Annotated in this window: 13 protein-coding genes; 1 reads left to right on the top strand and 12 read right to left on the bottom strand. The window is 58.0% G+C overall.

Annotation, left to right across the window (positions count from 1 at the left end; all coding sequences use genetic code 11):
- Positions 1 to 395: 395 nt before the first annotated feature.
- The 12 genes from NQZ67_RS14600 to NQZ67_RS14545 all read right to left on the bottom strand — a co-directional run bounded on the left by NQZ67_RS14600 (position 396) and on the right by NQZ67_RS14545 (position 17021).
- A complete protein-coding gene (locus NQZ67_RS14600) occupies positions 396 to 2204 on the bottom strand; it encodes a DUF8809 domain-containing protein (RefSeq protein WP_257446962.1) in 1809 nt (602 codons plus the stop codon).
- 32 nt (positions 2205 to 2236) lie between these two features.
- Positions 2237 to 3160, bottom strand: coding sequence for an ABC transporter permease (locus tag NQZ67_RS14595; protein ID WP_257446958.1), 924 nt, complete (start codon positions 3158 to 3160; stop codon positions 2237 to 2239).
- Positions 3157 to 4089 (bottom strand): ABC transporter ATP-binding protein, encoded by a 933-nt coding sequence (locus NQZ67_RS14590; RefSeq protein WP_257447007.1) that lies wholly within the window; start codon positions 4087 to 4089, stop codon positions 3157 to 3159. The genes NQZ67_RS14595 and NQZ67_RS14590 overlap by 4 nt, the downstream gene beginning before the upstream one ends.
- A 38-nt stretch (positions 4090 to 4127) precedes the next feature.
- Positions 4128 to 6533 carry a DUF8725 domain-containing protein gene (locus NQZ67_RS14585; protein WP_257446955.1) on the bottom strand — a complete coding sequence of 802 codons (2406 nt, stop codon included), beginning with the start codon at positions 6531 to 6533 and terminating at the stop codon, positions 4128 to 4130.
- 194 nt (positions 6534 to 6727) lie between these two features.
- Positions 6728 to 7078, bottom strand: a complete 351-nt coding sequence (locus NQZ67_RS14580) for a DUF3889 domain-containing protein (protein ID WP_257446952.1) — start codon at positions 7076 to 7078, stop codon at positions 6728 to 6730.
- An 81-nt stretch (positions 7079 to 7159) separates the two neighbouring features.
- On the bottom strand, positions 7160 to 8308 hold the full coding sequence (locus NQZ67_RS14575) for a glycerate kinase (RefSeq protein ID WP_257446949.1): 1149 nt from the start codon (positions 8306 to 8308) through the stop codon (positions 7160 to 7162).
- A gap of 31 nt (positions 8309 to 8339) precedes the next feature.
- Positions 8340 to 9212 carry an NAD(P)-dependent oxidoreductase gene (locus NQZ67_RS14570; protein ID WP_257446946.1) on the bottom strand — a complete coding sequence of 291 codons (873 nt, stop codon included), beginning with the start codon at positions 9210 to 9212 and terminating at the stop codon, positions 8340 to 8342.
- 93 nt (positions 9213 to 9305) lie between these two features.
- Positions 9306 to 12350 carry an efflux RND transporter permease subunit gene (locus tag NQZ67_RS14565; protein WP_257446943.1) on the bottom strand — a complete coding sequence of 1015 codons (3045 nt, stop codon included), beginning with the start codon at positions 12348 to 12350 and terminating at the stop codon, positions 9306 to 9308.
- Between the two features lie 35 nt (positions 12351 to 12385).
- Entirely contained in the window at positions 12386 to 13075 is a 690-nt protein-coding gene (locus tag NQZ67_RS14560; protein WP_257446939.1) for a response regulator transcription factor, read from the bottom strand.
- Positions 13072 to 14556: a sensor histidine kinase gene (locus NQZ67_RS14555; RefSeq protein ID WP_257446936.1), complete on the bottom strand. Its 1485-nt coding sequence runs from the start codon at positions 14554 to 14556 to the stop codon at positions 13072 to 13074. Before NQZ67_RS14555 ends, NQZ67_RS14560 begins: the two co-directional genes overlap by 4 nt.
- Positions 14557 to 14671: 115 nt before the next feature.
- Entirely contained in the window at positions 14672 to 15178 is a 507-nt protein-coding gene (lepB, locus tag NQZ67_RS14550; RefSeq protein ID WP_257446934.1) for a signal peptidase I, read from the bottom strand.
- A 280-nt stretch (positions 15179 to 15458) separates the two neighbouring features.
- A complete protein-coding gene (locus tag NQZ67_RS14545) occupies positions 15459 to 17021 on the bottom strand; it encodes a response regulator transcription factor (protein WP_257446932.1) in 1563 nt (520 codons plus the stop codon).
- 107 nt (positions 17022 to 17128) lie between these two features.
- Between NQZ67_RS14545 and NQZ67_RS14540 the strand changes: the two genes are divergently transcribed.
- The gene (locus tag NQZ67_RS14540) at positions 17129 to 18352 is read left to right on the top strand and encodes an MFS transporter (RefSeq protein WP_257446929.1); all 1224 of its coding nucleotides are present in this window, start codon (positions 17129 to 17131) and stop codon (positions 18350 to 18352) included.
- Positions 18353 to 18362: the final 10 nt, after the last annotated feature.

Genomic DNA, 18362 nt, shown 5'->3' with positions numbered 1-18362 from the left:
AGTAGAAACCGACTCCTTTGTTTTGTAGCTCTGATTTGGTATTTAATGGTTGTTTCTCAAGCTCCATTATTTCCAAATTAACCTACGTAGAAGCAAAGTGGATGTCGGTTTCGTTCATTATAACTATTTCGGGTAAACGGCATTTTTTTTCGGGGGTAACGGAACTGAGCGCAGTTATTTGCCTATTTCAACGGTGTTTCAGACAAATTCAAAGTTAATAAGAGCGCACAATTCCGTTAGTTCGCCGAAAAGCCTCATTTTCGGTGGAATAACGCCTCTCCGTTCCGTAAGCCGCAACCGAGTTCCCTTAAACGGCCCGGTCGCTGGCTTCGGCCTTTGCCATGTGACGTCAGCATCGCCGCGCTGTAAGTATAGTTAGTCAGAAAGCATTCCCGTCAGCGGTTCGGCTGGATTTCGTCAAAATATTGCTTGACCTTGTCCTGCATGCTGGTCGGAAGCTGCGAGCGTCCCAGCGACTCTTTGGCCTCCGCGGCGTACTCGCTGTATACTTCCTCGTACGGACGCGTCGTACCGTCGATCATCGGCGATTGGCCGCCGGATTGGATTTGGCCGCCCGTGGACGGACCGCCATCCTCCTGAACATTGCCTTCGCCTTCTAACGATCGGGGAGTCGTCACTAACGTGCGGCCGCCCGTTCCGGTCCCGGCCCCCGTGCCGCCACCTTGCCCAGTCCCGGAGCCGCCAGAACCAGAGCCCGATCCGGAACCTGAGCCTGAGCCGCTCCCACTGCCGCTGCCGCTTCCCGAACCTGAGCCGCTCCCGCTACCCGATCCGCTTCCGGAGCCGCTTCCTTGACCTTGGCCTTGACCCGTACCGGTCCCTTGCCCCTGACCGGAGCCGTCCGCTCCCTCGCCATCGGCGCCCGATTGGCCGCCGCTGCCAGGGCTGCCCGGGCTCCCGGCGGAGCCGGACGCTCCGCCGCTCCCCGCGGAGCCGCCCGCCGCGGCGCTCGCCCATGCGGGCGGCACGGCGGCGCCCTGCTCGGCCAGCCGCTCCGCGAGCTCGCCGCCGGCATCGCCCAGCTGGCCCGACATCTCCCGGGCCAGCCGCTCCAGCTCGCTCGCCGACAATTCGCGGGCGAGCGCCTCTTCCAGCGCGGCGAAGCCATCGCCGCCGCTGCCGCTTCCCGGGGCGGCTTCGCCAGCCGCCGCCCCGTCATCGCCGGCGGCGCGAGCCTGCCGCGCCGCCTCCTCCAGCGCCGCCGCAAGCTCCTCGGCGGCGCCTTGCCCGAGCGGCTGCTCCGCAGCGAGCCGCTCGAGCGCTTCCGCCAGCGCTTCGCGCTCCGCTGGCGACAGCTCCTTGAGACGCGATCGCAGCTCGTCGATCGCGTCCGACACGGCGGCGGCGTCGCGGTCCTGCAGCGCGGCGCCCAGCCGGCTGAGGCTCGGCTGCCGGCCCATCTCGGCTGCCGCCGCCTCCAGCCTCTCGGCGGCCTGCATCGCCTCGGCCGCAGCCTGCTCCAGCTGCTCCATCGCTTCCGCCAGCTCGGCCAGCGCCTCGGCGGGATCGGTTACGCCATCCGACAGCTCCCGCCGAAGCTCATCCAGCGGCTTCAGCAGCTCTTCCTTCGCGGCGTCCGGCAATTCGGACGCGCCCAGCTCCGCCTCCAGCCGCTCCGCCTGCTCGTCGAGCCGTTCCACGGCCGTACGCGCTTCCGCCAGCGCGTTCGCCTTCTCTTGCATGGGGTTCGGGATGAACAGCAAAACGGCGATCATGATCCACAAGGCTGCCGTTCCATACACCCAGCCTTGGAGCTTCCTCCACGCCGGCCATGGCAGCCGTTCCGACAGCGAAGCGACGTACCGCTGCCCCGAAGCGACCGCGTCCTGCCGCTGAAGCCTGACGATGGCGGGCTCCGCTTCGCCGCCTTCATACTTGGCCATGCCGTCCAGCGCCGTCATGATCGCGTCTTCCGTGTCGCTCTTATCCATCTCCCGCGCGGCATCCCGCACGGAAGCGCGCTTCCAGATGCCGAAGCACAGCCCGGCGGCAGCCCCAAGCAGAACGATCGCGGCGAAGTACGCGTAAGCGTGAACAATCGGCCACAGCCTTGCCGCGACAAGCACGAGAGCCCCGGCGAAGCTGCCGGCGATCAGCCCGAATGCAAGCGTACGCGCGAGGCGCAGCAGCGTAAGTCTCTTACGGACGGCCTGCAGCAGCCGTATTAGCGCATGTCCCTCCATCCCTGACTCTCCTTCCCGCAATCGTCGATTCGCTAGCTCCTGCGGTTCAACCGGGGACGCAGCTTCCGGATCGACATCCAGATCGCCGCGGCCGACAGCACCGTATAGATGATCATAAACTCCAGCCACAGCGGCATCGGCGCGCCTTTGGTCGGCGAAGTGTTATAACGGCCGGCCCGGAACAGCTCATCCGAGACGGTAGGATCCAGTATGCTGTACAGCGCCGCGACCGGATTCCACGCGATAATATGTCCGACCCATTGATAAGAGCTTGCTTTGGCCGCGGACACCGCGCCTTGACTGTTCAAGTAATTATCGACCACGTTCATGACGACGAAATACAAAATCCCGGTTCCCACGAAAATGAACAAGGTAACGCCGTATGTCGAAATAACGGAAATCATCGTTCGCTTCAGCACCGTCGAGAAGAAGATGCCGAACGAGCCGAGCATGACCATCATGAACAAATAAAACAGGAACACGAGCGCAAGCTGCTTCGGCGACACGCCTCCGTACAGGAACACCATGCTGTACACCGGAATCGTGCTGATGACGATCAGCACCATGAAGCTCAGCGACGAAGCCAGCTTGCTGACGATGATGGTCGTCGAGCTTTGCTGCGTCGTCAGCAGCAGATTCAGCGTCTGCTTCTCCCGCTCCACGCTAATGACGCCAGCCGTCAAGCCCGGCGCCATGAACGCCACGAGGCCAAGCTGCGCCATCGCGAGGAAGTAGAACAAGATCCGGCTCTGCTGCGGGTTGTACGAAGCGCCGCTGCCGGATAGGATTTGCGTTAGATAGATCGCCGCGAACGCGATTAACCCGATGGCCAGCAAGTAGAAAAACAACGTCCACATCGCCCTCGGAGACCTTAGTCTCAGGCGGATTTCTTTGTCCAAAACCGGATTGATGAGCTTCGCCCGCCATCCGAGCCCTCTGCTAGCGTCCGCCTTCATTCGTCAACACCTCCTCCCTTGGTTATTTCCAGGAATACGTCCTCCAGGTTCGTCTGCGCTTCGCTGAACGACACGACGCGGAACCCGGCGCTCATGAGCGAACCGAGCAGCTCCGCCTGCTCCGCGTCATCGCCTCCGAAATGGATTTGCAGGCCTCGTTCATCCCGCAGCAAGCGATTGACGTGGGGACGCTCTCTCAGGAAGTTCTCGGCCTCTTCCAGCCGGTCGAGCAGACGGATATGAAGGAAACGCTTGACGCGAAGCCGGCTTTGAATATCCGCCACATTGCCGACCGCAACCATCTGGCCGTGCTCGATGACGCCGATTTCGTCCACCATCTCCGCGAGCTCCGGCAGAATATGGGATGAGATGATAATCGTTTTGCCCATCGCCTTCAATTCCTTCAAAATTTCGCGCATCTCGATACGCGCCCGTGGATCCAGACCCGATGCCGGTTCGTCCAGAATGAGCAGATCCGGATCATGCACAAGGCATCGCGCCAAGCACAGCCGCTGCTTCATCCCCCTGGACAGCGAATCGACGTACGCGTCCTTCTTGTCGCTCAGGTTGACCAGCTCCAGCAGCTGCGGAATAAGCGCCTCCCGCTCCGCCTTTGGAATACCATAGCTCGCTCCATAGAAATGCAAATATTCCAGCGTCTTGAATTGATCGTACACGCCGAAGAAATCCGGCATGTATCCGATCCGCTTCCTAACCTCATGGGGATGCTTCGTGACGTCGAAGCCGCCTACCTTGGCATAGCCGGCGCTGGGAGCCAGCAGCGTCGACAGAATGAGCATCGTCGTCGATTTGCCCGCTCCGTTCGGACCAACGAAGCCGAACACCGTTCCTTTCGGAATCGTCAGATCGATGCCTTTCAGCGCGTGGAAGCTTCCGAACGATTTGGCGAGACCGCGTATTTCGATCATCGGCGCTTCCGCCTCTCTTTCTTCGATCAGCTGCGTATTCATGGGGTCAGCTCCTCTCCTTCCAGCGTCACGTACGGGAATATGGTATCGCCGTCCGCGGCCGATTCCAGCTTGATCCGGATCGTCTGGCCATCGACCAAATAGTCGTCAGGAGCCCCGAGCGCCCCGCCGATCGGCGTCCATTCGCCCGTTCCTTCCCGCCAAATGCTCCATTTCATGTTCGGATTCGCATAGCCTAAATTAAACTGGATGTCCAGCTTGTCGTACGCCACGTTATAATTCGCCGGCGTCATGTATTCCAGAATCATTTCTCCTGCGGACAGATTAACGACGCCATTGCCGTAGTGATTCATATAGCTAAGCGTGCTCGAAGTGACGATCGGCTTCATGGCGCCGGCCGGCACGAGCACGCGCTCGCCGCTGCGCTCGACCGGGTCGAGCCGCTTCACCCACATCGTCAGACGATCCGTCCTCGCCTTGCCGCCGTCCGTCTCGAACGCAGCTTCCTGATCCTTGCTGTAGCCTACGACAACCGGATCCAGGGTGAACAGCGCGCCGTTATTCTGATTGAAATAATTGTCCGTCATTTGGCGCTCTCTGCCAAAAGAGTCCGAGTTGGAAGAACCGGAATACGGGAAAATCGAATCGGCGTAAGAATAATAGACTCCCGGCTGGGGGACGGTGATGGACTTCGGCATGACGATCGAGCCGCTGTCCCCTTGCTTCAAGTCGCCGATCGGGTGGACAGACCCGTTCATCAGCAGCGAGACGTTCGTCAGATCCGCCGTTGTATGATTCGTCACGACCAGCTTATTGGATCCGTTCTCCTGTTCATAAGCGATGCCGATGCTGCCCTTCTCGGCCGGATCGGCTACTCTGCGGTCCATCCACAGCTTGCGCGTCGACCAATAAGGCACATTGCGCCAGATGGCCTGCATACGGCTGCCATCGTCCCGCAATTGATACTCGCCGTTAAATACGAGCGAAGAGTTCCCGCCCATGGAAGAATCCGAATAGAGCCGCGCAGGCTGCTTGCGTTCGAAATCCGCCGTCAGCGCCCCTCCGTTCGGGGAGAAAATAGCCGCCGCGCCGGATACGACTGCCTGACCGTCCGCGGCGAGCTCTACAATCTCGATCGTATGGACGTTCGTGTTCCGTTTGTCGCCCGCTCCAACGACGAAAATGAGCACGCCCGAGAGCAGGGCAAGCGAAGGGATCAGCCACCAGCCCCATTCCCTGCGGTCCAGCTTCGCGAGTACGATATAGAGAATAGGGGCGACGATAAGAACATACAAGGCGAACATGCCGACCAGAAGTCCGAAGGAAGGCGGCTTGATCGATGGGAACAAGTCGACCAGCTGCGTGAGCGTCCACATCATATTGTCGTTATACGTGTTGCCCAGTTGAACAGCTCCGCCCATCCCCTGCAGACTGGACAAGTTATGCTGAAGCAGCTTCGACCAAAGCGGGGCGCTGCCCGGCCAAGAGGACATGGGCTCCAGCGAAGGATCGAACGCGGTATATAACACCGTGCCGAATCCATAGCTCCGCGTAGCGGCAAGCGGCAGCTCTCCTTCTTGGATGACGGTCGCCGCTCCCGGTGTCAGCTTGCCGGCCGAGACGGTTAACGGCGCCGTCAGCTCGAGCGACTCTCCCGAAGCCCGGGACAGGCTGCCGGCCGTTTCCAGCGCGGCGGTTCCCGAGACGGTCACCGGCGCGAGCTCGGCGAACGCCTCCGCCGTCTTGTCATAGCCGGCTCCGCCGGATAAGACGAGGGTGCCCCCGCGCGCGACCCAATCCTTGATCGCCTGCACGACGCCGTCGCTCCAATCGGTTGTAGCGAAATCGTTAATGACTAGCGTGTCCAGCATGTCGAGCAGCTCCGATTCCTCCGGCAGCTCGTCCGGCTGAATCGGCAAAACCGTGATCTCGTATCCCTTCTGATTCAGCATAGGCATGAAATTCATCGTGTCCGGATCGCCGGACACGACGCCGATCGCGTAACCGGTCAGCGACTGGGCCGTGAAGTTCGTCGTTCCGGACATCTCTATCGTATCGCCGTTTTTATAAGAGCCTTCGAAGAACCGCAGCTTGCTTTCGCTTACTAGCAATTTCGTCCCCGGCAGTCCGATCGTGATTCCAACCGGAGTACCGGCCGGCAAATCGACGGGGACCAAATAATCCGTCGTCATGCCGGTTTGGGAGACCACGGACAATACCGCTTCTCCGGATAGATTCTCTTCCGTGTTGTTTGTCAGCGTTAACCGCAGGGGATACCACTTTTCCTCTTTGTATCTGCCGCCTAAGCCAACCTGGCTCTGAACCTCGATCGATCCGTCATCCGGCGCGGCTTCGGCCCTCTGCATCGGCAAGCCGGTAAGCAGCATGACCGCCGCTAGTGCCAGCGTAATGACGGCATACGTTTTTTTCAGCCTTACGTTCACAAGCGCAACCTCATTTCTTTATTAAATCGTCCATCAATATGTCCATCTTCATAATAACGGAAATAAAGGCCGTTTAGTTGCTTTTTTCCAAATCCACCCTTTAAGAAGTTGTTCAATAAGTCCATAAAAAAAAGCGAAGCACGCCTGACGCGCCGCATGACGGCCGTGTATGGCGTTTCTTCGCTCTGTTCATTCTAGGTTTGTCCGCGCCGCCCGGAGCGCGTGTATCCATTCGGCTGCACTTCCCTCAGCTTCACGGACACAAGCGTATCCGTCCGCACGGTAAGCGTGACGCGAACGCCGAATTCCCGCCCGTCCTGCTTCAGCCAAAGAAGAAACCGTTCTTCGTCCTCTTCCCCGCCGCCGCGGAACCTTCCTTCGTACTTGTAATCCACGATGGACGCGCTTCGATACGCTTTCGCCGTCTCTTCCATGGCGATCCTGCCCCACTTCGCGTAGCTGGGGGAAGCGATCTGAACGGCGGAGCTGTCCGCTTGGATCGTCTCGGGATAGGACATGCTGAGCAATAAAAATATCGCTTTCACCACGACCTGGCCAATAATAGCGAACCACCTCCTTTGCTTCCGAGGCATACTTACGGTTAGCTTAACCAAATCGAGGGCGATTTATCCTTGACCGATTCCGGATATCAGCCTAAAAACCCGCCTTGACGACTGTTCAAGAAGCATCGCCGCATGCTCCATCCCGAATTGGACATCGGCGGGACCGCTCATGATCGAGAAGCATCCCGCATAACCGGCTTCGAGCTCTTCGCTTCCTTCGCCAAAGCTGCCGGACAACAGTACGCATTTCGTCCCCGCCCTGCGGGCCGCCTCCAAGACGCGCCAAGGTAGCTTGCCGTTAGCCGTGCTTGCGTCGCTTCTCCCTTCGCCTGTCAGCACCCAATCCGCTTCCCTCAATTTTTCCTGGAAAGCCGCAAGGCGCATGAGCCATTCGGCTCCGCTGACCATCTGCCCGCCCAGCGCAAGAAAAGCAAAGCCCAGACCTCCCGCCGCGCCTGCCCCGGCCGCGTCCCGCCAGCTCCCCCCGCCCAGCTTAGCTTCGAGCATCCTGCTGTACCGCTCCAACGCTTCGTCAAGCTTGGTTCGCTGCTCGAAGCTCGCGCCCTTCTGCTTCCCGTACGTCAGAGAGGCGCCGTTCGGTCCACATAAAGGGTTCGTGACGTCCGAGGCGACGATGATCCGGCATTCCCAGAGCCGTTCGTCGAGCCCGGACAGCTCCATGCCGCCGAGCCGAAGCAAGTCGCCGCCCGTGCCATACAGCGTCTGCCCCCGTTCATCGTGAAGCTCGGCCCCAAGGGCGGCCAGCATGCCGAGTCCGCCGTCGTTCGTCCCGCTTCCTCCAAGTCCCACAACCAATCGCCTTAGGCCCGAATCGAGCAGCATTCGAATAGCCTCGCCAAGTCCTCGCGAGCTTGTTCGCTCCGGATTGAGCAGAGGTGGCGGTATGAGCGTAAGACCGCAAATGTTCGCCGTCTCCAGCACGGCCGTTCTCTCGCCCGTCGCTTCATCGATTATGATCCCGGCGCGTGCTTCCACCGGTTCTCCGAGCGGGCCTGCGACCTGAAGCGGCAAGTAGACGCCTCCGGCCGCTCCTACGGCCGCTTCGACTGTGCCTTCGCCGCCATCCGCAAGCACTATAATCTTGCACTCCGCGTCAGGAAATACCGCCCGAACGCCGAGCGCGGCGGCAGCGCCGGCCTCGCTTGAAGTCAGGCTTCCTTTGAATGAATCGAACGCTAACACGACTTTCACGGCAGGCACCTCCTTCTTACCAGTCGACTAGCTAATCCCAGGCCAAATAGAGAGCATGCGTGCCTTTGTCCGCCAGCCCGGCGTCCGCGATCCGCATATACAGGTCGCGCGCCAGCGCAAGACCCGGGAGCTCGATTCCCATCTTCTGAGCGGAGTCAAGCGCGATGCCCATATCTTTGATGAAATGCTTGACATAAAAGCCCGGCTCGAAATTTCCCGCGATCATGCGAGGCGCCAGATTGCTAAGCGACCAGCTTCCTGCGGCTCCCGTGCTAATGCTTTGCAGCACGCCATCCAGATCAAGCCCGGCGTTTTTGGCGTAGATCAGCGCTTCGCAGACGCCGACCATATTCGAGGCGATCGCGATTTGATTCGCCATCTTCGTATGCTGCCCGGCTCCCGCCGCACCCTGCAGCAAAATTTGTTTGCCCATCCGCTCGAAGATCGGGTAGACCGCATCGAATGCCGCCTTGTCTCCCCCTGCCATAATGGACAAAGCAGCGTTCCTCGCGCCAACGTCTCCGCCGGAAACCGGCGCGTCAAGCGCATGCAGGCCGCGGGCCTTAGCGGCCTCATAGATCCTCACGGCAAGCGCCGGGCTGGACGTTGTCATATCGATCAAATAAGCGCCCGGCTTCGCGGCCGCAATCAGGCCGTCACCGCCGAAGTAAATTTCCTCGACATCGCTCGGATAGCCCACCATCGTAATGATGACATCGCATTCCCGCGCCAATCCCGCAGGGGCGTTATGCCAAATCATGCCTCCGGCAATAAGCTCCTCCGCTTTCGACTTGGTTCTTGTATAAATATGCACCTCATAGCCGCCATCCTTCAAGTGTCCGGCCATGCTCCCGCCCATAACGCCCGTTCCGATAAACCCTACCTTCTTCATCTCGGATGCCATTTCGCTGTCACTCTCCTCATGCTTTCGATCCTATGCCAGCATTATAACAAAAAAGAAAGTCCCATGGACAAATCGTCCATGGGACCTGCTGGGTTACGCGTTGCCCGCGTTCATTTCAAGCTGCGCCTTTTTCGCTCTCTTGCGGTTCAGGAACTCGTATACGATCGGCACGATTATGAGCGTGAGGAGCGTCGAGCTCGTCAAGCCGCCGATAACGGTAACGGCCATGCCTTTGGAGATCAGGCCTCCCGACTCGAAGCCGAACGCAAGCGGCAGCAGAGCGCCGACGGTCGCGATCGCGGTCATCAGAATCGGACGAAGGCGCGTGACGCCCGCTTCGAGAAGCGCTTCGCGGACGGACATTCCTTCCTGTTCCTTGTGGATAACGCGGTCGATCAAGACGATCGCGTTCGTCACGACGATGCCGATCAGCATCAAGGCGCCGATCAATGCCGTCGCGCTGATCGTTTCGCCGAAAATCAGCAAGCCAAGCATCGCGCCGATTACCGTGAACGGCAGCGAGAACAAGATCGTCAGCGGTGTCAGCGCGCCGCCGAACGTCAGCACAAGCACGAGATAGACGACGGCTACGGCTGCCAGAATCGCCAGGCCCAGCTGCGAGAACGTCTCGTTCATCTGCTCGGTAACGCCGCCCATATCGATGTCGACGTTGCCCGGAAGCTTCATGTCGTCGATCATCGTTTGCAGCTCGGCAGATACCGCGGCCACGTTCGTTGCCGTTACGTCCGCGGAGACGGAGGCGTAGATGCGGTCGTCCAGACGAGTGATCGTATTCGGCGATTCACCTTCCTCGATGGTCACGACGTCTTTCAGAGCAACCGGCGTGCCTAGAGGCGATGGAAGCATGACGTTCTCGAGATCGGACAGATCGTTGTACGTGCGCTCTTCGACGCTCAGGTAGACCGTCACTTCTTCGCCGTCTTTCTCGATTGTCGTCAGCACCGGCTCGGTGCGGACCGGGCTAAGCGCCATGGCCACCTGGCCGGCGGTCAGGCCGTACATGCTCAGCTTCTCGCGGTCGGCGACGATGCGGTATTGCTCGTACGTTTCCGCCAGACTGGAATCGATTTTTTTCAAATCTTCGTTTTCGTTCAGCTTCGCGACTAGCTCGTCGACGACCGGCTGGATGGTCTTCATGTCCGGTCCGTATACGTTCATCGAGATCGTGGAGCCGCCAAGGCCCGCGCCCGCGAAGTTCTGTTCCTTCCACTCGCCTTGTCCGCCCAGCTCTTGCAGAAGCGGCACGATCTGTTCCTTCTCTTCCGTGAAGCCTTCGAATTCCTTGTCGTAGGTCAGGTTGAACAACGCTTGCTTGGAAGCGCCCGGATTCATCGGATTCTGGCCGCCGATCGAATATTGGACGATCGTGACGCCTTCGCGTTCCATCAGAATTTTTTCCGCTTCCAGCGCCATCTCGACGACGTTTTCCTTCGTCTCGCCCGGAGCCGGGTTGTACGTGATGATCATCGATTTCTGTTCGTCTGCCGGCAGGAAGCTGAAGCCGACGACGGGGGCAAGCATGAGACTGCCGACGAGCAGCAGCACGGCGCCGCCGAACGTCACGAATTTATGATCAAGCGACCATCTGAGCACGCCTTTGTACCACAGCGCCAATCTGCCCGGCTTCTCTTCGTTAATTTGATTCGCCTTCAGCCCATTGCGGAACATCATGTGTGCCATCATCGGCACGACCGTAATAGCGACGATCAGGGAAGCCGCAAGCGCGAACACGACGGTCAGCGCGAACGGCATGAACACTTCGCCGACCATGCCGGATACGAAGCCGAGCGGCAGGAATACCGCAACCGTTACGATGGTCGAAGCCATAATCGGCACGAACATTTCGCGCGTCGCTTCCAGTATCAGCTCTTTGCCTTTCAGCTTCTCGCTGGATAACGACATCCTTCTGTATATATTTTCGATGACGACGATGGAATCGTCGATAACGCGGCCGATCGCAACGGTAATCGCGCCGAGCGTCATGATGTTAAGCGTAATGTCCATTTGGTTAAGCGCCAGCATCGCCATCAAGATGGAGAGCGGAATGGACACGACGGAGATGATGGTCGAACGGATATTGCGAAGGAACAACAGGATGATGACGATCGCGCAGAGCGCGCCGATGACGGCTTTGCTCATCATCGTGTGCACGGAGGCTTCGATCGGCTCGCCTTGGTCGAACGCTACCGTAATATCCAGGCCTTCGTTCGCGGACTCCAGCTCTTCGATCTCGGCTTTGACCGCGTTGACGACGTCTACCGTATTCGCGTCCGCCGCTTTGACGATGCTGACGCCGATCGCGTCCTTGCCGTTCGTGCGGGAGATCGATTCGGCTTCGCCGCCGACCGTTAGCTCGGCCACGTCGCTCAGCTTCACGCCCGGCATTAGGATTAGATTGTTCAGATCCTCTTCCGTCGTGATGTTGCCGTCGACAAGCACGGACTTCTCCGTTGCGCCGAACTCGAAGATGCCAAGCGGAGCCGACACGGCGGAGGCTTGAATGATGCCTTGAACCGCTTCTTGCGTCAGTCCGGTCTGCGCCAGCGCCTCCTGATTGAAGGTCAGCTCGCCCTTCACGATGTTCTGTCCGGAAATCTGGACGTCGGCTACGCCTTCGAAGCCTTGCAAACGAGGGATGATGTTATCCGTCGCCTGCTTCGTCAGCTGAGCCAGATCCAATTGGTCGTTAGACAAGCTCAGCGACAGAACCGGGAACGCGTTGAAGCTGATGCGTGATACGCCCGGATTCTGAACGCCTTCCGGGAAGGTCAGGTCCGCCAGGACGTTCTTCACTTCGTCGGCTGCCTTCTCCATATCCGTCTCGTACGTGTATTCGATGATGATGGACGAAGCGTTCTCCATTGACGTGGACGATACGCTCGTGACGCCGACCAGATTGCGCGTCCTCTGCTCGATCGGCTTCGTGACCTTCTCCATCACTTCCTCCGGCGCGGCCCCCGGGTATACGGTCGTGACGCTGACGATCGGAATCGTAATGTCCGGGATCGTCTCCATCTTCATGTTCGTGCCGGCGTACAAGCCGGCGAACAGGACGAGGAACGTCATGATCCATAGCGCGAATTTGTTATTCAGCGAAAACTTGATGATACCTTTCAATCCACTCCACTCCTCGCGATGATTTCTCTATTTGGTCAAACCTTGAACCTGTAGCCTACGCCCCAGATGGTCTCAATGTACTGCGGCTTGGACGGGTCATGCTCTATCTTCTCCCGCAGCCGCCGGATATGGACGGTGACGGTAGCCGGATCCCCTAACGCGTCGAGCCCCCAGACGCGCTCGAACAGCTCCTCCTTCTCGAACACGCGGTTCGGATGCGAAGCAAGGAGGAGCAGCAGCTCGTATTCCTTGCCGGTCAGCATCGCTTCTTCGTCATGTATGGTCACCCGCCGTGCCTGCTTGTCGATCAGCAAGCCCCGAATCTGAATGACCTGTCCCGTGCTCGGTTTATCCGCGGTCAGCCGTTCGTACCTTGCCAAATGCGCTTTCACGCGGGCTACGAGCTCGCTTGGGCTGAACGGCTTCGTGATATAGTCGTCCGCCCCGAGCCCGAGCCCCCTGATCTTATCGATATCCTCTTTCTTCGATGTCACCATCAGAATCGGAATATCCTGCTTCGCCCGAATCTCCCGGCAAATTTCGAAGCCGTCCAGCTTCGGCAGCATGACGTCCAGCACGATTAGGTCGTAGCCGTCGGCGAGAGCCTTCTGCAGTCCGATATCGCCTCTTCCCTCAATGTGAACGTTGAAGCCATGGCTTTCCAAATAATCTCTTTCCAGCTCGGCGATCGATTTTTCGTCTTCGATGATCAAGATGCTTTTCAAGTCATTACACCGCCTTCGCTTTCCTCTTCCGCTGCCAGCGGAAGCTTGATGCAGAATCTCGCCCCTCCGTCCGCCTTGTTCTCGGCCCACACCTCTCCGCCATGTCCGCTTACGATCTGGCTTACGATGGCAAGACCAAGTCCGCTGCCGCCCGTCTCCGAGTTGCGGGATTGCTCCGCCCGGTAGAAGCCTTCGAAGATATGAGGCAAGTCGGATGGGTCGATGCCTGGACCCGTATCCTCGATTTCAATTTTCGCGAAGCCGTTCTCCTTGCCTACGCGGAGCAGCACAAGATGATCGCTGTTTCCGCCGTCATCAAGCATATACTTGACGCTGTTGTCGAGCATGTTCGTGAACACGCGGTACAGCTTATCCGGATCGGCCGCAACCAGTAAGGGCTCGTCCGCAACGACCTCGAATTGAAGACGCACGCCGGCCTTCTCCATATCGAATCGCTGCTCCTCCGCCAGATGGTTCATGTACTTGATCATGTCGACCAGCTTGAAATCGTACGCGACCTTGTGCAGATCCAGCTTGGAGAATAGGAACAGCTCGTCGATCAGCTGATCCATGTCGGAGGCTTTCCGGTAGATCGTCTCCATATACCGGATCCGCTTCTCGTCCGTGTTCGCGATGCCGTCCATGATTCCTTCCACGTAGCCCTTGATAGCGGAAATCGGCGTTTTCAAATCGTGCGAAATATGGGACAACAGAAGCTTCCGGTTCTCTTCGTACTGCAGGCTTTGATCGATCGACTGCTTGAGCCGGATTCTCATCTCTTCAAATGCGGAAGCCAATTGCGAAATCTCGTTCTGCTTTGCGGCTTTGCGCGTCAGCTCCTCCTGAAACTCGTAGGACAGATCGCCATCCTTGATCCGCAAGGCCGCGGCGCGAAGAGAACGAATCGGCCGAATAATGCTCCGGGAGACGAAATACGTCAGCAACAAGCTGGTTAAGCCGACAAACAGCAAACTGGCGGCAATAGAAAGAGGATGCCAAAAGATCGGAACCGGCTCGGATCGGTAATAAATGATGGCTTCGCCTTCGCTCCCGTCCGTATAGACGAATGGAATCCGCTGCGACTTGAACCGGTAGAGATCCAGGAACAGCTCGTTTTTCCCTTCGTCCACGACATGCTGCCAATCTTCATCCGCCGACATGCCCTCCAGAAACGGCGAAATCTCCGATACGATTCCGTCTCTTGTCAGCAGGATGCCCGCCCATTGCATGCTAAGCTTTTCCTGCAGCCCGCTTAGATAAGCCGGGTCGTCCATCTTCTCCTGCTGCTCTCGCAGCACATATAGGAGCTCACCGTACACGATCGCCTGATTGAAGCTCTCGTTCTTCTGCGCCTCCGTGAACTCTCGCAAATCTTGTTCGTTTCCGGCGAAGAACAGGAAAAGCATAAACAAGCACAGCAGAATGACCGGCACGATGGCCATCGCCAAATACGACATATACAGCTTGACTTTGATGGACAATAGTTCACTCTCCGCTGTTGCTAATCTTCTTGTGCCTATCGTTTATCATAAAGGGGAATTCTAAACGAAAATGTACGCGATTCTTACGAAATTCTTACATTTAAATAAGGATGGTTCACGATAAACCGCCGAACGCATCAATCGGCCAAACGCGGAACACGGCTTTGCCTTCCAGGCTGTCCAGCTTCACGGGACCGAAGGATCGGCTGTCCGAGCTGTGCTCACGGTTATCGCCCAGCACGAACACATGACCTTTCGGCACCGTGAACGGAACCTCCACCAGGCCGGCGAACGTCTGCCCTTTCGCGTAGGGCTCGTTCAGCTTCTGCCCGTCGATATATACGTTTCCTTCTCTCATATCGATCGTCTGCCCCTCTACGGCGATCACGCGCTTGACCAGCCTGTTTTCATGCTCCGGGCCGTTAATAATGACGATATCTCCCTGCTTCGGCTCATTGAACCGATAGGACCATTTATCTTCGATTAACCGCTGTCCTTCCACGAGCGTATTCTGCATCGACACGTTATGGACTTCCGTTTGAGCGTAAACGTAGTTTTGGAACAGCAGCGCGCCAACGACGGCTATGCCGAGGGAAAGCGTCCAATCTTTGATTTCCTTCACTATTCGCTTCCCGCCCTCTGGTTGGGTTGACTCCGGGGTACGATTCGACAACATGTTCAACACCTCTCCTATGGCTATATATTTTTAATGGGCCTAACCTATACGTTATACGAGTGAAGGTGGATAAAGTTTCCTATTCACTCACGACAAACAAACAAGCCGGTTCGATAGTTTGCGGATTCCGGCTTGCTCTTTTAGCTTCTACTATATTTGGCGGCTGCTTGCCGAACCTTGCCCAGCCCTTGACGCCGCTGAACAACGCGACCTTCGCATGGTATCCTTAAGAAAGGCTGTTGCGGTATTCGGTCGGCGTCATGCGCTCGAGCTTCTCGAACTGAGACACGAAATATTCCACGTTGTTGAAGCCGACCTTGTCGGCGATTTCGTACACGCGGTTGTCCGTCAGACGCAGCAATCGCTTGGCTTCGTTCACCCGCAGATGCAGAACGTAGTCGTTAAAATAAGTGCCGTACGTCTTTTTGAACAGCTGCCCCAAATAGACGGGATTCATGTAAAACTTGGCGGCGATCGACTTCAAGCTGATGTTCGAGGCGTAATGGGCGTCGATGTAGCTTTTCATTTTCTGAATGCCGCCTTTGGCGAAGTCCTTGCGCTGCTCCGCCGCCAGCCGGGAGCATTCCTGAATGAACCGTCCGAACAGCTCCTTAAGGAGGGGGCCCGTCACGTTCCGGTCGTGCCAAGACAGCATCGGTTCCTTGTACGTCATCGCCTCCGTATCGACCTTCATGCGGTGCAGCATGGCTAGCGCTTCGGAGACGCAGCGATGCAGGCTTGTTCGCACCGCCTCCGGGGCGTAGTACCCGGAACGAAACTGCCGGAACAACTGCTCAACGGATTGGGTGATCGCCTGCTCGTCATTTTCCTCCATGGACTCAGTGAGGTTCGCGAACCAGGAATTGTCCATAATTATGCCGTTAGGCTGGATGCCGCGCAGCTCGGCGAAATCGAACACATGCCGGCTATCGTCCATGAACTTATAGTTCATCGCATCTTTGGCCGTTGCATACGCCTGTTTCAGGTCCGCCAATCGGTCCACGGGCTCCCCGATATAGATGCATACCGGACATCCCGACTGTTGCTGCAGCTTGCTTTGCAGCGTTCTAGCCAGCCGTCCGACGCTCCAATTCTCAGGCAATTCCCCCACGATGACGCCGAGCCTGCCACGATGCTGAAGCGTGAGCAGCGGGGGACAGGCCGGCGCGATTTGCTCCAACGTCTCATGCAGCCAGGACCGGACATCAATAGCCGTTTCCGGCCTTCGTTCGGTGAACCTAATTTCCGGCTCGTTCAGCTCAATGAATAGATAATGCAGACGGACTTTCGGCGGAAAGCCCAGCACTGCTTGCCACTCCTCGGCTTCCCTCTCGGTGAATTCGCCTTTGATTAAGGCGCCCAATATGTCGTTGCTCATTAAGTTCCGCTGCCGCATGGCGTCAGCCGCTTCCCGCTCAAGCTTGGCTTTCAGCTCCAAGAGCGTCGATTCCATGGAGACTTCGTCGAGAGGCTTCAGAAGAAAGTCGCAAACGCCGTATTTAACTGCTTGTTGTGCGTACTTGAATTCGCCGTAACCGCTTACAATTATAAATTTGGTATTCAGCTTATGCTCTTGTACAGCCCTTTGGATAAGTCCAATTCCGTCCATGACCGGCATACGAATATCCGTGACGACCACGTCGGGCGCCTGTTGCAAAATCATATCGAGAGCATCCTCCCCGTTATCGGTTTCGCCCGTCACCTGGAATCCGCAGCGCTCCCAACCGATCAACTCCTTTAAGCCTTGCCTTGAGTAAGCCTCATCGTCGACGAGCAGCACGCGAAACATAATTATTGCCTCCTCGGAACTATATTGAAGATAGTATATACGCGAAAATTAACGTGACACAAGCCCCTCCTTCCGCTACATTGGTAACAAAGAAAGGAGAGAACCGCATGTCTTTCAGCAATGGCGCCGCCAGAAGCGGATTATTTATCGCCGTTACCCTCTTGTATTGGACCTCGATGTATATTTACTTGCCTACCTTGACTCCCTACCTGAACGCTGGCGGCTATTCGCTGTCGTTTATCGGAATCGTGCTTGGCAGCTACGGCTTCACGCAGATGCTCGTGCGGTTTCCGCTCGGCGTATTGTCGGACCGGCTGGGCAAGCGTAAGCCATTTATCCTACTAGGCATGGCCGCCGCCTGCTTAAGCTGTCTGCTCTTCCTGCTGCCTGGCGGCTGGGTTTGGCCGCTGGCGGGCCGGATCGTCGCCGGTATATGCGCTTCCGCATGGGTTGCGTTTACGGTGCTGTATGCCAGCTATTTCGAAAGCGGTCAAATCGGCCGCGCCATGGGCCGGATCAGCGTCATGACGGTATCGGGACAGATGATCGGCATGCTGCTGAGCGGCGCTCTATCGGAAGGCTTCGGCCCGCGGGCGCCGTTCCTTGCCGGAGCGTTGTGCGGCGCTGCCGGCTTGCTGCTCGCAATGCTAATCCGGGAACCCGCCGGCGGCGTCGCCAGGGAGAATGGCGGCATGTCGCTTGCCCAGGTTGGGACCGTCGTCAGGAACCGCACGCTGCTGCGAGTATCCCTCCTGTCGATACTCGCGCATGGCGTTCTGTTTATTACGATGTTCGGCTTCACCCCGCTCAAAGCGGAGCAGCTGGGAGCCGGCGGCGTGGAGCTCACTTTGCTCGTGTTCGCATTCATGCTGCCGCACGCTCTCGCTTCGTTCGCAGGCTCGCACTGGCTCGTCCCTCGGTTCGGCTCGAACGTCACGATCGCCATCGGCTTCGTGGTCAGCGCCTGCTGCACGGCCGGTATGATCGCCGCGCCGTCGCTCGGCATTCTCTATGCGACGCAAGCTTTGAACGGCTTCGCCCAAGGCCTGCATATGCCGTTGCTGCTGGGGCTCGCGATTCGCGACGTCGATTCATCCTCGCGAGCGACGGCGATGGGCTTGTATCAGGCGCTCTATGCCGTCGGCATGTTCTCGGGTCCGTTCCTGGCGGGGTATCTGAACGGCGGATGGGGGCTTGACGGAGGCTTTCTGTTCGGCACGGCGCTTGCCCTTGCGGCTGCCGTTCTCACTTGGAGCTGGGCCGTTAAGGATAAGCGCGAAGCCGCGCGTCTTAAGCGATCGTCCGAATCGGCCGACACCTTGCAATTTTGACTCAACGATA

The organism is Paenibacillus soyae (assembly GCF_024623455.1).
GTDB lineage: Bacteria > Bacillota > Bacilli > Paenibacillales > Paenibacillaceae > Pristimantibacillus > Pristimantibacillus soyae.
Note: the sequence above shows the minus strand (reverse complement) of the source record. Positions and strands in the feature narration are given on the sequence as shown.